A 12,142-nucleotide genomic window follows, 5' to 3' on the forward strand; every position below is an offset into this window, starting at 1 on the left:
GGGGTGGTGGCGGCGTCACCCCGCGACGGAGGGGTCTTGCTTCATGGACCGCGGGCGTCCCGCCCGCTCATGATTCCGAGCGGGCGGGACGCCCGCGGTCCAAAAGACCATGCCCCCCGTCGCGGTAAGACGGCGACACCTCTCCGGCGGAGCCGGGGAGGAGGGGAAGAAAAATGAAAGTCTGGAACTGGGACGGCTTCTGGAGCTACTTCACCAACCTCTATCTCCTCGAAGGCGCGCTGTGGACGATCGGGTTGACGATCTGCACGCTGATTCTCGGCGGCATGATCGGTCTCCTGCTGGCGGTGATGCGGCTCAGCAAGCACAAGGCGGTGTCGCGCGCCGCGCAGGGCTATGTCTGGATTTTCCGCGGCACGCCGCTCCTGGTGCAGCTCATCATCATCTACACCGGCCTGCCGCAGCTCGGCCTGGTGCGCTTCAGCGTGCTCGAATCGGCGATCATCGGGCTGGCGCTGAACGAGGCCGCCTACCTGTCGGAGATTCTCCGCGGTGGCATTCTGTCCGTTGCCAAGGGTCAGACCGAAGCCGCGCGCGCCCTCGGGCTGAAGCCCTACCAGATCTTCCGGCTGGTCGTGCTGCCGCAGGCGCTGCGCGTCATCATCCCGCCGCTCGGCAACTCGGTGAACGGCCTTCTCAAGACCACCTCGATCGCCTCGGTGATCTCCATGGAGGAGGTCCTGCGTCGCGGCCAGATCCTGATGCAGCAGAAGTTCCAGGTGCTCGAGGTGTTCATGGTGGTGGCCATCCTCTACCTGGTGATGACCACCTGCTGGGATTTCGTGCAGCGCCGCATCGAGGCCTACTACGGCAAGGCCTACGGCGCCGCCGCCACCGAGCAGCTGGCCAGGGACGATCATTGACTCATGTGGACCGCGGGCGTCTCACCCGCTCATGATCATGAGTATGAATATAAGCGGGCGGGACGCCCGCGGTCCGGAAGATCAAGCCCGCGCGCGGGCCTTCTCCTCGGCCAGCACGCCCATCTGCCGCAGCACCTCGCGAAGGGCCGGCCGCTGCGCCTCGGGCAGGGGCAGGCGCGGGGCGCGCGGCGGGCCCATCGGCATGCCCATCATCTCGAAGCACGCCTTGGTGCCGGAGACGTAGCGCGGACCGCCGACCCACCACAGCAGCGGCGTCATCTTCCTGTAGAGCTCGAGCGCGCAACCCATGTCGCGCTTGTCGGCGACCAGCTCGAACAGCTCGGCCGACCAGCGCGGGATCACGTTGGAGCACACGGCGACCCAGCCCTCGGCGCCCAGCCAGAACGATTCGTAGCCCAGCACGCCCGCGAACACCGTCATTCTGTCGCCGGCGAGGCGGATGATGTCGCGCACGCGCGTCGGATCGAGCGTCGATTCCTTTACGTATTGGCAATTCGGAATCTGGGCCAGTCGGGCGATCAGCTCCGGCATCATGTCGACATTGGCCGTCGCCGGGTTGTTGTAGACCATGATCGGGATCGAGATCGCGTCGGCCACCTTCTTGTAGTGGATGTAAAGCTCGTCGTCTGTCGGCACGCTGTAGAACGGCGGAATGATCATGACGCCGTCGGCACCCATCGACTCGGCCTCGCGGCTGGTGCGCACGACCTCGTCGGTCCATTCGGCGCCGGTGCCGATCAGCACCGGCACGCGCCCCGCCGCCTGGCCGACGACGGTCTCGACGATCTGCCGCCGCTCGTCGGGCGTCACGCTCAGGAACTCGCCGGTGCTGCCGAGCGGGATCAGGCCGTGGATGCCTTCCGCGATCTGGAAGTCGACCAGGCGCCGCAGCGCCGCCTCGTCGACCTTCCGGCCATCGTCGGTGAAGGGCGTGATCAGGACGGTGTAGGTGCCGCGAAACTTTTTCATGGCCGTTCACTCCAGACAGGCTCTTCCGCGGGCGCCTGCCCTGAGCTTGTCGAAGGGCAGGCGCCGGCGGTCCACAAGACATGATAAACCATTCGCCATGCGTCTGAACCATCCAGACATCGTGCCGGTCGGTCCGGCGATCCAGATCTACTTCGATGATCGGGAGATCATGGCGCTGCCCGGCGAGACCATTGCCGCGGCGCTCGCTGCGGCGGGGATCGTCGCGGTGCGGCAGGCCCGGTCGGGAGCGCCGCGCGGCCCGTTCTGTGGCATGGGCGTGTGCTTCGATTGCCTGGTGACGGTCGACGGCCGGCCGAGCCAGCGTGCCTGCCTGACCCGGGTCGTGGATGGCATGGACGTTCGCTCATCGCCCGACGCTCAGCCGGGCACCGCCGCGCCGCCCGCCGAGACGCGCGAATTCGACTGCGACGTCCTGGTCGTCGGCGCCGGGCCGGCCGGCCTGTCGGCGGCGCGCAGCCTCGCCCTGGCCGGCGCCAGCGTCGTGGTGCTCGACGAGCGCCTGCACGAGGGCGGCCAGTTCTTCAAGCCGCTGGCGCACAGCCATGAGGCCGATCCCGAGACGCTCGACCGGCAGTTCCGCGACGGCGCCGTGCTCGGCCGGTCGACCCTGCTGGCCGGCGCCACGATCGTGAACGAGGCGACCGTGTGGGCGGCATTCTCGCCCAACGAGGTCGCCGTCACCGTGGCCGGCCAGTCGCGGCTCTATCGCTCGAAGCGCCTGGTGCTGGCGACCGGCGCGTATGAGCAGGTCCGGCCGGTGCCAGGCTGGACCCTGCCGGGCGTGATGACGGTCGGCGGCTTGCAGACGCTCGCCCGCTCCTATCGCGTGGCGCCGGGCAGCCGCATCGTCATCGCCGGCAACGGACCGCTCTGCCTGCAGACCGCGGTCGAGCTGCTGGAGGGCGGCGCCAATGTCGTCGCTGTGCTCGAGGCGGCGCCGCGTCCGGGGCTGCGGCGCTGGAGCGCGCTTGCGCAAGCGGCGCTGGCCGATCCGTTTCTCCTGCTGCAGGGCCGCGCCTTGGCCGGCCGCCTTCGCCCCCTGATGCACTGGGGCCGCCGCGTGACGCGCCTGCTCGGCGAGGATCACCTGCGCGCCGTCGAGGCCGGTGACCTGACGATCGAGGCCGACGTCGTTGCGCTCAGCGACGGCTTTGCCTCGTCGTCGGAGCTGGCGCGCTCGCTCGGTTGCGCCCACCGCTTCGTGCCGCGCGGCAGCGGCACGATGGAGACCATAACCGACGCGGACGGCCGCACCAGCCTCGGCGAGGTCTTTGCCATCGGCGACGGCGCGCGCTTCGGCGGTGCGCAGGCTGCCCAGGCGCAAGGCGTGCTGGCGGCCAATGCCATCGCACGCGACCTCGGGCTCGCCGCGGCGCCCTCGAAAGACGCAAAACGCACCGTCCAGCGCGCCGCGCGCTTTCAATCGGCGCTGTGGCGGCTGTTCGCCGCGCCGCCGTTCGATCCCGCCGCCATCGACGATTCAGCCACCGTCTGCCGCTGCGAGGAAGTGACGGCGGGCGCGCTGCGCGGCCTGATCGCCGCGGGGCACACCTCGCCGGCGTCGCTCAAGCGGGCGAGCCGCGTCGGCATGGGGCGCTGCCAGGGCCGCTACTGCGCCTCGACCGTGGCCCGCCTGTGCTCCACCGAAATCGACGAGTTCGGCCTGTTTGCGCCGCGACCGCCGGCCAAGCCGGTGCCGATCCGCACCCTCACCATCGAGCAGCCCGAATGGTCGGGCCATGTCGATTTCGTGCCGCCCGACATGGCGCGGCCGCGTGAGCACGCGCCGCTGCCGGTCGAGAGCGTCGATACGCTGGTGATCGGCGGCGGCGTGGTCGGCTCCTGCCTCGCCTACTGGCTGGCGCGCGAGGGCATCGAGGCGATGGTGGTCGAGCGCGACGAGCCCAACCTGCAGGCCTCGGGCGCCAATGCCGGCAGCCTGCACGTGCAGATGCTGTCGTTCGATTTCGGCGCCAACGCGCCGGCGGGCGGCAACCGCGCGGCCGACACCCTGCCGCTCGGCCCGGCCTCGATCGCGCTGTGGCAGGAGATCGAGCGCGACACCGGCCAGGACCTCGAGATCAAGGTGGCGGGCGGGCTGATGGTCGGCGAGTCGACGCGCGACGTCGAGTTCCTCAAGGCCAAGATCGCCCTCGAGCGCAGCCGCGGCATCGAGGCCGAGCTGATCGGCGCCAACGAGCTGCGCCGGCTCGAGCCGGCGATAGCCGACGTCGCCGTCGCCGCCGAATGGTGCCCGGGCGAGGGCAAGATCAATCCACTGCGCGGCACCTACGCCACCATCGCGCGTGCCAAGGCCCTGGGCGCGCGCTTCCGGCATGGCAGCAACGTTGTCGCGATCGAGCGCGACGGGACGGGCTGGCGCGTGACCACGAGCCGCGGCGAGGTGCGCTGCCGGCGCATCGTCAACGCCTCGGGGCCGTGGGCCGCCGAGACCGGCCGGCTGGTCGGGCTCGAGCTGCCGGTGCGCGGCGCGCCGCTGCAGATGATCGCCACGGAACCCACCCAGCCGACCCTGACGCGACTGGTTGCCCATGCAGCGCGCCATCTCACCCTGAAGCAGATGGGCTCGGGTGCCTTCCTGGTGGGCGGCGGCTGGACGGCCGGGCTCGACGAGCGGCAGCGCCTGTCGCGTGCGCTCCGGTCGAGCGTCGAAGGCAATCTCTGGGTGGCGGCGCGCGTTGTTCCGGCGCTGGCCGAGCTGCACGCCGTGCGCATCTGGGCCGGCATGAACGTCAACATCGATCGTGCGCCGATCCTCGGCGAAGCGCCCGGCAGGCCGGGCTTCTACAACTGCGTCAGCTCGAACGGCTACACCCTGGCGCCGGTGCTGGCGCGGCTCACCGCCGAGATGCTGGCCGGACGGCAGCCGAGCATTCCGGTGGCGCCGTTCTTGCTGAGCCGCTTCGGCTGATCCAGCGGGGCATTCGAATATGGCCAAAGATGCCGTCATTCCGAGCGGAGCCGCCCGAAGGGCGGCGCAGTCGAGGGACCTTTCTTGCTGGTGCCGCCACAAGAAGGGTCCCTCCACTCCGCCGCGCTGTGCGCGGCTCCGGTCGGGATGACGGCTCCTTTGTCATTCGCAGATGCCCTGGCTGATTTCGGGAGAAGCCCCATGGAAACATCGACCAAGTCCGCCCGTGAGCTCTACCAGGAGGTCAAGGCCGATGCCGGCCGGCGGCGATTCGGCTTCGGCCGCAAGCCCGCCCTGGTCAATGTCGATCTCCAGAACGCCTACACCCGGCCCGCCGAGTTCGTGACCGCCTACGAGACCGACCCGCGCCAGATCGAGTACGTCAACACCCTGGCGAAGCTCTGCCGCAGGCACCGGTGCCCGGTGATCTGGACGTACGTTTCCTATCTCGAGTCGGGCGAGGATTGCGGCGTGTGGGGAACGCGCAGCGACACGCCCGACTCGCTGCAGAACATCAAGGCGGGCTCGCGGCGCGCCGCCCTCGACGACCGCTGCGCGGTCGACCACGGCAGCGACATCGTCATCAACAAGCGCATGGCCTCGGCCTTCTTCGAGACCAACCTCGCCTCGCTGCTCACCTTCCATCGCGTCGACACGGTGATCGTCACCGGCGGCTCGACCTCGGGCTGCGTGCGCGCCACCGCGGTCGACAGCCTGTCGCGCAGCTATCGTACGATCGTTCCCGAGGAGTGCGTCGCCGACAAGCACGAGAGTCCGCACTTCGCCAACCTCTACGACATGGCGCTCAAATACGCCGACGTGCTGCCGGTCGCCGAGGTGCTGGCCTGGCTGGAGCAGTACCGGCCGGCGAATTAGCGACTCATGGTCTTCCGGACCGCGAGCGTCCCGCTCGCTCATGAGCATGAGTGAGCGGGACGCTCGCGGTCCGGAAGACCATGACCATTGCCACTCTCTACCGCCGGCCCTACGGTTGCTCGCGATGAAGCTTTCTCGTTCCGTCGCCGCGATGATTGCCGTGTTGCTCTCGCCCCTGCCACTCGCCGCCCAACCAGCCGGCGGTGCATCGAAGGCCGCACTCGCGGCGGCCGGGCGGCAGGCGACACTCGAGCTAATCGACTACGGCTCCGACTATTGCGACGGCGACATGACCGTGGAGGCATGGCTCAAGGCGCTCGTCGGCAGGCACGCGCACAGCATTAGCTGGAGCGGCGGGAAGTGTGTGCTGGTCAGCGACATGCGTCCCGGGATCGACGCCTCGGAATGGCCGTATTGCGCGCAAGCCACGATAACCCTGGCGCATCCCAAGAGCCGGAAGGATGTGCCGATGATCGAGATCTATCTCGAGAAGCCCGAGCACGGCCGTCCTGGCAAGGCCTATGCCTTTCGCGGCACCATGGAGACGCGCGACGACGGGCCGGAATACATCCGCTTCCGCAAGGACTTCGAGGGCCTGTGGGACGAGCGCTTTCCGCCCGGACCGGACACCGCGCGTTGCAAGAACGACTAGGACGGCCGGCGCATTAAGACCTCCCGTATCGTGTGGCGATGAAGGTGGGCCCGTAGCGGCGTCTCTCATGCGATCGACGTCTACTTCTTCAAGATGATGCCGCAAGCGACGCGGTCGCCGGCGTTGCCGGTCGGATCGGTCTTGTAGTCGTCGGGGCCGGCATGGATGACGATCGCCGACCCGTCGGTGTCGAACACGCTGTTCGGCTTGCCCTCGACAAGCGTGATTGCCGGATTGGCGACCTCGACGGTCACTTCGCCGTTGGCAGGGACGAACAGGTTGGGCATGTCGCCGGCATGGGCGCCGCCGGTCGCCTTCATGCCATGCTTCCTGCCGCCCGGATTGAAGTGCCCGCCAGCGCTGGTGAAGGGCGGCTCGCACTTCCCGACTGCGTGTATGTGGAAGGCACGCTCGCCGGCCGGGAAGCCTTTCAGCGACAGCTTTAGGAGCACGCCCTGCGGCGTCTCCGTCAGGTCGACCGTGCCGACCTGCTTGCCGCCGGCGTCCTTCAGGATCGCCATCGCCGTCTGCGCCGAAGCGGATTGGGCAAGCCCGGCCACTGCGACCGCTGCAACCAAGCCAAAGAGCATTCCACCGATTCTCATCCGGGTTCTCCCTCCTGGGGTGGGTCCGTGCCTGTCCCGCTTCAGGACTCTGTCGTGAACAACTCCGCGTCGAGGTCTTCGGTTCAACCGAAGATCGACGGCCGATCAGTTGAAGGCCGATCGCGTGGAGTTCAAGAGGGGACAGCGCGAATGTCCCTGCTTCCGACGGCATGACTCAGTCGGCATGGAACCTTCCTTGTGAGGGCGTGTTCTGCGCCAACCGATCGGAGAGGGCAGATCGCCACTGCTCCGAGCGCAGGCTTCTCTCCCGAAATCGACGAGGCTCCATGTCATGAAGGTCCTGGCGGCGATCCTGACCGGCCTTTCTCTGGTAGCTCCCGCGGCGCACGCTTTCGAGCTTCCGAACAAGATTGGGTTGCCGAAGGCAGACTATTTTATTGTACAGCAAATCTACAGCGGGTGGTGGTTGCTCGGCCTTTTCCTGCCCCTCGCGTTCCTCGCCAATGTGGCAAACGCTATAGTCCTGAGAAGTGACAGGATCTCGATGTGGCTGTCGATCGCGGCGGCGGCCTTGATCGCGCTCAACCTGACCATCTTCGTGATCTTCACTCAGCCGGCAAATGCCGCGACAGGGAATTGGAGCGCACAGCCTGAGAACTGGCAGGCTCTTCGCGCGCAGTGGGAATACTCGCACGCCGTCAACGCGGCGGTAACCTTCCTCGCCTTCTGCTGCACTGCCGTCGCAACGACGAGATAGACACCTTCGCGGCGCTCCCGGGCTTCGGTCCGCCCCTGCTGGCGCAAACCGCCAAGCCTCGCGGGTTTCAGTAATGGAGGACGCAATGGCTTTGACACCGTCGGCGATTACGGCACTTCTGGACAGTCGCGTAGAGGCGTGCCGGGCGAAGAACATTGAGAGACTCATGTCGCTTTATTCACCCGACATCGTCTATTTCGATTGTGTACCCCCTCTTCAGGGTTTCGTCGGAACCGATGCCGTAAGGCGCAACTTCCTGCGATGGTTCGATGAATACGAGGGGCCAATCGGCCTCGAGACCCGAGCGCTGGATATCGCCGTGAGCGACAATGTCGCGTTTGCGCACATGCTTCATCTGGACAAGGGGAATCGCCATCTGGCGAGAGCAGGACTTCGGGAAGCATGGATCCGGTCGACCGTCTGCTGCCGGCGCTTGGATGCGGGATGGTTGATAACGCACGAGCACGTCTCGTGGCCCTTTGAATTCAACAAGGAGGGTGGGCGCGTGGTCATGACCAGGGCTCCCTGACATCGAAGGTCACGGCTGAATGGAGTTCCCCGAGATCGGGCAAACAGTCCGGCGGCGGGCCAAGCGTGCTGGATCTCCTCAGCTGAAGATCGACGGGTCGATCAGCGGCCTGCCGCGCGGGCGGGCGGCCTCGGGGCGGGCGCATTTCTGGAACAGGCCGCGGCCGGCCGAACCGCTCATGCGCGCTTCTTCCATAACGAGCTCGCCGCGTGAGAAGGTCATCACAGGGTAGCCGGTGAGCTCGCGGCCCTCGTAGGGCGTGTAGTCGCAATTGTGGTGGAGCATCGCATTGGTGAGCGTCACCTTGCGCGTCGGGTCCCACAGCACGATGTCGGCATCGGCGCCGACGGCGATGGTGCCCTTGCGCGGATGCAAGCCGTATATCCGGGCGGCGTTGGTCGAGGAGAGCGCTACGAACTGCTGCAGGCTGATGCGACCCTTGCCGACGCCTTCGGAGAACAGCAGTGGCAGGCGGGTCTCGACGCCCGGCACGCCGTTGGGGATCTTGCGGAAGCTCTGCGCCGCGCCCGGCAGCTTCTTGCCGCGCACATCGTCGTATTTGAAAGCGGCGTGGTCGGACGACAGGACCTGGAAGGTGTTGGCCGAGAGGCCGGTCCAGATGTGCTCCTGGTTGTCGACCCCGCGTGGCGGCGGCGAGCAGACGCACTTGGCGCCCTCGTCGCCCGGCTTGTCGAAGTCCTCCTCGCTCAGGAACAGGTATTGCGGGCAGGTCTCGCCGTAGACCTTGAGGCCGCGCGCCTGGGCGCGCTGGATCTCGTGCATGGCCTCCTTGGCCGAGACGTGAACCAGGAGCATCGGCACGTCGAGCAGCTCGGCCAGCGAGATGGCGCGATGGGTGGCCTCGCGCTCGACGACGAAGGGTCGCGAGGTGGCGTGGAATTTCGCCGCCGTCATGCCCTTCCATTCCAGCCGCTCGGTCAGCCAGGCGATGCAGTCTGAATTCTCGGCATGGATCATCAGCATTGCCTGCTCGCGCCGCGCCGCCGCCAGCGCGTCGAGCATCTCGCGATCGCCAAGCTTCAGGTCGTCGTAGGTCATGTAGACCTTGAACGAGGTGTAGCCGTCGGCCACCAGCGCCGGGAAATCCTGGCCCATGATCTTCTCGCTGGGGTCGGACAGGATGACGTGGAAGGCGTAGTCGATCAGCGACTTGCCGTCGGCCCGCTTGTGGTAGCGGCTGACCACGTCGCGCAGCGACTGGCCGCGCGCCTGGTAGGCGAAGGGGATGATGGTGGTCGTGCCACCCGCCGCAGCCGCCCGGCTGCCGCTCTCGAAATCGTCGCAGAACTCCGAGCCGTCGGCGGTGTCCTGATCGAAATGGACGTGGGCGTCGATGCCGCCCGGCACGGCGATCAGGCCGGTTGCGTCGATCTCGCGCCTGCCCTTGTCGAGCCGCTCGCCCAGCGCCACCACCCGGCCGGCGACGATGCCGATGTCGCCCTTCACCACGTCTGAAGCCGTGGCGATGGTGCCATTGCGGATGACCAGATCGTACTCGGCCATGTTCCCTCCCTGTCCCTGCGTGTCGGCAGCGTGCTGAATCCTGGGCAGCAAGTCCCGTGCCGCACACTTGCCTAGACCGGGCGCGCGCCGCGGTCCACACTCGGTGCAATCAACCCCAGGGGCCGGGATGCGATCGCCACGGCGCCGGGAAACCAAGGGGGCCGTCATGAAGCGTTGGATTGCACTTGTGGTCGGAGTCTGTGCGGCGGCAGCCCTGCCGGCGCTGGCCCAGGCGCAGACCGCCGTCAAACCCGCCATCGTCTTCAGCAACGGAGGCAAGTTCGACAAGTCCTTCAACGAAGGCGTGAGCATGGGGGCGGAGAAGTTCAAGAAGGAGACGGGGATCGCCGTCGCCGAGTTCGAGCCGACCAACGAGACCCAGTTCGAGCAGGCGCTGCGCCGCTTCGCCCAGCGCGGCCAGGATCCGATCGTGGCCGTCGGCTTCTCCCAGGCGGTGGCGCTGGAGAAGGTCGCCAAGGAATTTCCCAAGGTCCGCTTCACCATCATCGACAGCGTCGTCAACCTGCCGAACGTGCAGTCGGTCGTGTTCAAGGAGCAGGAAGGCTCCTTCCTGGTCGGCGTGCTGGCGGCAATGGCCTCCAAGAGCGGCAAGGTGGGCTTCGTCGGCGGCATGGACATTCCGCTGATCCGCCGCTTCCAGTGCGGCTATGAGCAGGGCATCAAGTGGGCCAATCCGAAGGCCGAGCTGATCGCCAACATGACCGGCACGACGCCGGCCGCGTGGAGCGATCCGGGCCGCGGCGCCGAGCTCGCCAAGGGCCAGTTCGACCGCGGCGTCGACGTGGTCTATGCCGCCGCCGGATCGACCGGCATCGGCGTGCTGCAGGCCGCCAAGGACCGCGGAAAGCTGGGCATCGGTGTCGATTCCAACCAGAACCATCTGCATCCCGGGTCGATCCTCACCTCGATGCTGAAGCGCGTCGACCTCGCCACCTACGACAGCTTCAAGGCGGCGCAGGCCGGCACCTGGAAGGGCGGCGTGCAGGTGCTGGGCCTCAAGGAAGGCGGCGTCGACTGGGCGCTCGACAAGGACAATGAGAAGCTGATCACGCCGGAGATGAAGGCCAAGGTCGACGCCGCCAAGGCCGACATCGCCTCGGGCAAGATCGTGGTCCACGACTACATGAGCAACAACGCCTGCAAATGATGCGGGTGGTTTCTTTTCTCCTCCCCGGCGTGGCTGCTGCGGAGCGGCCGCCCCTCAAATCCCTCCCCCGAATACGACCGTAGTCGGGGGGAGGGATTTTGAGCTCAAGGGACCCATCATGAATCGCCTGGTCACATCGCTCGCCGCCCTGATCGCGGTGGGCGCGCTCGCCATCGCGGCTGCAGCTCAGACCACCGTCAAGCCGGCGGTCATCTACAGCACCGGCGGCAAGTTCGACAAATCGTTCAACGAAGGCGTCAGCATGGGTGCCGAGAAGTTCGCGAAGGAGGCGAAGACGAGCGTCGCCGAGTTCGAGCCCAGCAACGAGACCCAGTTCGAGCAGGCCCAGCGGCGCTTCGCCCAGCGCGGCCTGGATCCCATCGTCGCCGTGGGCTTCGCGCAGGCCGTGCCGCTCGAGAAGGTTGCCCGGGAGTTCCCGAGGACGCGGTTCACGATCATCGACAGCGTCGTCGACCTGCCCAACGTGCAGTCCGTCGTCTTCCGGGAGCACGAAGGCTCGTTCCTGGTCGGCGTGCTGGCGGCGATGGCGTCAAAGAGCGGCAAGATCGGTGTCGTGGGCGGTATGGACATCCCGCTGGTCCGCAAGTTCGTGTGCGGTTTCGAGCAAGGCGTGAAGTACGTGAATCCCAACGCCGAGCTGATCGTCAACATGACCGGCACGACGCCTGCCGCCTGGAACGACCCCGGCCGCGCCGCCGAGCTCGCCAAGGGCCAGTTCGACCGCGGCGTCGACGTGGTCTATGCCGCGGCCGGCACCAGCGGCCTAGGCGCGCTTCAGGCCGCCAGGGACCGCGGCAAGCTGGGGATCGGCGTCGATTCCAATCAGAACTACCTGCACCCCGGTACCATGCTGACCTCGATGCTGAAGCGCGTCGACCTCGCCGCCTACGACAGCTTCAAGGCGGCGCAGGACGATACCTGGAAGGGCGGCGTGCAGGTGCTGGGGCTCAAGGAAGGTGGCGTCGACTGGGCACTCGACAAGGACAACGAAGCGCTGATCACGCCGGAGATGAAGGCCAAGGTCGAGGCCGCCAAGGCCGATATCATCTCGGGCAGGATCGCCGTCCACGACTACATGAGCAACAATTCGTGCAAGTGATGCGGGTCCCGTCTTCCTCCTCCCCAGCTCCGCTGGGGAGGTGCCCCGTCATACGGGGCGGAGGGGTCATGGCTCTTGGACCGCGGGCGTCTCGCCCGCTCATGACCCCGAGCGGGCGGGACGCCC

General features: G+C 67.3%; 11 protein-coding genes. 8 read left to right on the plus strand and 3 right to left on the minus strand.

Translation table 11 applies throughout. The features are described 5' to 3' along the window. Positions 1-173 precede the first annotated feature (173 nt). On the plus strand, positions 174-881 hold the full coding sequence (locus tag AB7O82_RS19010; RefSeq protein ID WP_428544941.1) for an amino acid ABC transporter permease: 708 nt from the start codon (positions 174-176) through the stop codon (positions 879-881). A gap of 81 nt (positions 882-962) precedes the next feature. On the opposite strand, the gene AB7O82_RS19015 is transcribed toward AB7O82_RS19010, so the two are convergent. Continuing rightward, positions 963-1,871, minus strand: a complete 909-nt coding sequence (locus tag AB7O82_RS19015) for a dihydrodipicolinate synthase family protein (protein ID WP_428544944.1) — start codon at positions 1,869-1,871, stop codon at positions 963-965. 97 nt (positions 1,872-1,968) lie between these two features. Here AB7O82_RS19015 and AB7O82_RS19020 point away from each other — a divergent pair, with 97 nt between their 5' ends. From AB7O82_RS19020 to AB7O82_RS19030, 3 genes are all read left to right on the plus strand, one after another. Beyond that, a complete protein-coding gene (locus AB7O82_RS19020; RefSeq protein ID WP_428544947.1) occupies positions 1,969-4,824 on the plus strand; it encodes an FAD-dependent oxidoreductase in 2,856 nt (951 codons plus the stop codon). Between the two features lie 201 nt (positions 4,825-5,025). Then, complete coding sequence (locus tag AB7O82_RS19025; RefSeq protein ID WP_428619940.1) at positions 5,026-5,700, plus strand: isochorismatase family protein; 675 nt, start codon at positions 5,026-5,028, stop codon at positions 5,698-5,700. A 124-nt stretch (positions 5,701-5,824) separates the two neighbouring features. Further along, entirely contained in the window at positions 5,825-6,352 is a 528-nt protein-coding gene (locus tag AB7O82_RS19030; protein WP_428544953.1) for a hypothetical protein, read from the plus strand. 80 nt (positions 6,353-6,432) lie between these two features. Here the strand turns inward: AB7O82_RS19030 and AB7O82_RS19035 are convergent, their stop codons facing one another. Continuing rightward, positions 6,433-6,957, minus strand: a complete 525-nt coding sequence (locus tag AB7O82_RS19035; protein WP_428544956.1) for a superoxide dismutase family protein — start codon at positions 6,955-6,957, stop codon at positions 6,433-6,435. 292 nt (positions 6,958-7,249) lie between these two features. Here AB7O82_RS19035 and AB7O82_RS19040 point away from each other — a divergent pair, with 292 nt between their 5' ends. Both AB7O82_RS19040 and AB7O82_RS19045 read left to right on the plus strand, forming a co-directional pair. Beyond that, on the plus strand, positions 7,250-7,675 hold the full coding sequence (locus tag AB7O82_RS19040; RefSeq protein ID WP_428544959.1) for a hypothetical protein: 426 nt from the start codon (positions 7,250-7,252) through the stop codon (positions 7,673-7,675). A gap of 85 nt (positions 7,676-7,760) precedes the next feature. Then, positions 7,761-8,204: a YybH family protein gene (locus AB7O82_RS19045; protein WP_428544962.1), complete on the plus strand. Its 444-nt coding sequence runs from the start codon at positions 7,761-7,763 to the stop codon at positions 8,202-8,204. A 78-nt stretch (positions 8,205-8,282) separates the two neighbouring features. Here the strand turns inward: AB7O82_RS19045 and hydA are convergent, their stop codons facing one another. Further along, complete coding sequence (gene hydA, locus AB7O82_RS19050; protein WP_428544965.1) at positions 8,283-9,728, minus strand: dihydropyrimidinase; 1,446 nt, start codon at positions 9,726-9,728, stop codon at positions 8,283-8,285. A 166-nt stretch (positions 9,729-9,894) separates the two neighbouring features. Between hydA and AB7O82_RS19055 the strand changes: the two genes are divergently transcribed. Beyond that, entirely contained in the window at positions 9,895-10,896 is a 1,002-nt protein-coding gene (locus tag AB7O82_RS19055; RefSeq protein WP_428619942.1) for a BMP family lipoprotein, read from the plus strand. A 118-nt stretch (positions 10,897-11,014) separates the two neighbouring features. Beyond that, complete coding sequence (locus tag AB7O82_RS19060) at positions 11,015-12,016, plus strand: BMP family lipoprotein (RefSeq protein WP_428619944.1); 1,002 nt, start codon at positions 11,015-11,017, stop codon at positions 12,014-12,016. Positions 12,017-12,142: the final 126 nt, after the last annotated feature.

Origin of the sequence: Reyranella sp. (assembly GCF_050185545.1) — a bacterium.
GTDB lineage: Bacteria > Pseudomonadota > Alphaproteobacteria > Reyranellales > Reyranellaceae > Reyranella.

Coding starts and splice junctions, on each gene's coding strand:
- AB7O82_RS19015 (WP_428544944.1), bottom strand. CDS start 1,871: ATGAAAAAGTTTCGCGGCACCTACACCGTCCTGATCACGCCCTTCACC.
- AB7O82_RS19060 (WP_428619944.1), top strand. CDS start 11,015: ATGAATCGCCTGGTCACATCGCTCGCCGCCCTGATCGCGGTGGGCGCG.
- AB7O82_RS19035 (WP_428544956.1), bottom strand. CDS start 6,957: ATGAGAATCGGTGGAATGCTCTTTGGCTTGGTTGCAGCGGTCGCAGTG.
- AB7O82_RS19045 (WP_428544962.1), top strand. CDS start 7,761: ATGGCTTTGACACCGTCGGCGATTACGGCACTTCTGGACAGTCGCGTA.
- AB7O82_RS19055 (WP_428619942.1), top strand. CDS start 9,895: ATGAAGCGTTGGATTGCACTTGTGGTCGGAGTCTGTGCGGCGGCAGCC.
- AB7O82_RS19025 (WP_428619940.1), top strand. CDS start 5,026: ATGGAAACATCGACCAAGTCCGCCCGTGAGCTCTACCAGGAGGTCAAG.
- AB7O82_RS19010 (WP_428544941.1), top strand. CDS start 174: ATGAAAGTCTGGAACTGGGACGGCTTCTGGAGCTACTTCACCAACCTC.
- AB7O82_RS19040 (WP_428544959.1), top strand. CDS start 7,250: ATGAAGGTCCTGGCGGCGATCCTGACCGGCCTTTCTCTGGTAGCTCCC.
- AB7O82_RS19020 (WP_428544947.1), top strand. CDS start 1,969: ATGCGTCTGAACCATCCAGACATCGTGCCGGTCGGTCCGGCGATCCAG.
- AB7O82_RS19030 (WP_428544953.1), top strand. CDS start 5,825: ATGAAGCTTTCTCGTTCCGTCGCCGCGATGATTGCCGTGTTGCTCTCG.
- hydA (WP_428544965.1), bottom strand. CDS start 9,728: ATGGCCGAGTACGATCTGGTCATCCGCAATGGCACCATCGCCACGGCT.